2 protein-coding genes and 2 pseudogenes are annotated in these 1667 nt (G+C 60.0%); all 4 read right to left on the bottom strand.

Annotated features, from left to right (window positions below; translation table 11 throughout):
- Nucleotides 1-120, bottom strand: a 120-nt coding sequence (locus THIDRDRAFT_RS25210; protein ID WP_007043379.1) for a transposase, incomplete at its 3' end; no start/stop codon positions are given.
- A 129-nt stretch (nt 121-249) separates the two neighbouring features.
- Nucleotides 250-876 (bottom strand): annotated as a pseudogene (locus THIDRDRAFT_RS26050) (transposase).
- Nucleotides 877-952: 76 nt separating this feature from the next.
- Nucleotides 953-1387: a helix-turn-helix domain-containing protein gene (locus tag THIDRDRAFT_RS23145; RefSeq protein WP_245535926.1), complete on the bottom strand. Its 435-nt coding sequence runs from the start codon at nt 1385-1387 to the stop codon at nt 953-955.
- Between the two features lie 146 nt (nt 1388-1533).
- Nucleotides 1534-1667: pseudogene (locus THIDRDRAFT_RS23140) on the bottom strand (transposase); the annotation flags it as partial.

Here is a 1667-nt window from a genome sequence, read left to right as displayed (position 1 = left end):
CACCAATTCGCGAACCCTCTCCCCTACGTCCCCTCTCAGCACTTTGTAGCGATACTTGGTAACCCAGACAAAGTGGTACTCAATCCGGAAAACCGTGTGGCTACCGTAGCGATAATCCATCCTCTCTCCGCTCGTTGCTCCAGGGGCCAGGATCAACCGTAGCAGCGAGAGGGCTGAAGATGAAATCTGCCCGCCTGAAAGGCGGGGGTTTGAACTCTAGTACTTCGCACCTGAAATTCACTGGTAAATTTACGCCATCAGTGGCTTGCCGATGTAGGTCCAGCGGAAGGGTTTGGCGAGAGTCTGGTTGAAGAAATCAACGAATTCGAGGATCCGCTGCTTGAGCGCCTCGGTGGATGAAAACCGTCCGCGCTTGAGCAGTCGTCGGGCCAGAATGCCGAACCAGATCTCGACTTGGTTGAGCCAGGAGCAGTGCTTGGGGGTATAGACGAAGCGGATGCGGTGCGTGGGATCCTAGAGGAAGGCGGCACGGGAGGCCATGCTTTTGAGGATGCCGTCCTGGCCTTTGTGACCGAGATCCGTCTTGATCTCACAGCGCTGAGCGACGAACTCCACCAGACTGGCCGATTGGTGGATGTTGAGCTGATCGCAGATGAAGATCCATTCGCCTTGCGGATCGGTGTCGACGGTGGCGGTGAGATGGGCGAGGAAGTCGGCTTCGGTGCGGGTGTCGCCGATGGAGGGCGCGAGGATCTTCCCAGTGGCGACCTCGAAGTTAGCGATCAGCGCCTGGGTGCCGTGGCGCGTGTATTCGAACTCGACGGCTTGGGGACGGCCTGGACGCATCGGATGCGACGGATGGATCGGCTCCAGGGCCTGAATGCCGGTCTTCTCGTCCGTGGAGATGACATGCACGCCCTGCTCATGGAGTTCCTGTGCTTGATGATAGAGCTTGCACAGCGTGCGGACCTCCTCGCGAAAGGCCGCCTCGTCAGGAATCTTGGGATTGAGCCAGTAGCGGGTGCGATGGGGCTTGAGGTCGGCCTGATTTTAAAATACGGCCGATTGTCGTGGCCGAAATGGTTGGCGCAATGCCGCGCTGAATCGTCTCGCGCACCAAATCCTTGCGCGTCCAGTGGGTCAAGGGAGGGGGTGGTGTTTCGCAGGCCAGGGCGATGATCTGGCAGATCTGCTCGGGCGTGAAATTGCCTGGAGCCCCGGAGCGCGGACGATCGGCCAGCACCGCTTCGATCACCGCGCGCAGGCGCTTGGGCTGATCCGCCGCGGCGGCCAAGCGGTCATGGGCGTCGAGCCAACGTCGGCGCCATTGACCGACGCCGTCTTCGTTGACGCCAAGGGTGGATGCAATGTGCTTGTTGGTCTCGCCGTCAGCGGCGCGCAGCACCATCTGCGAACGTTGGACCAAGCGGTGGGACGTTTCGCGACTGCGCGCGATGCGCTCGAGCTCTGCACGTTGCTCCGGGCAGAGAACACTAAACAACCACCGGCTAAAAGCCGGTGGGTTTGAGTAACGGACTGAAAGTCCGGATACGCGTCGACTGAACGACGCGCCTAGGGCTCCACTCGAAATTCAGCCGCTGGGTCTGGCTCAAAATGATGCTCCAGGTACTGCTTTATCATCTCCTCGCTCAGCTCGCCAACGGTGGCACAAAAGTATCCACGCGCCCAAAAAGTGCCGCCCCCAG

It is taken from the genome of Thiorhodococcus drewsii AZ1, from assembly GCF_000224065.1.
GTDB lineage: Bacteria > Pseudomonadota > Gammaproteobacteria > Chromatiales > Chromatiaceae > Imhoffiella > Imhoffiella drewsii.
The sequence above is the reverse complement of the archived record's forward strand: the minus strand, read 5'-3'. Positions and strand labels throughout refer to the sequence as shown.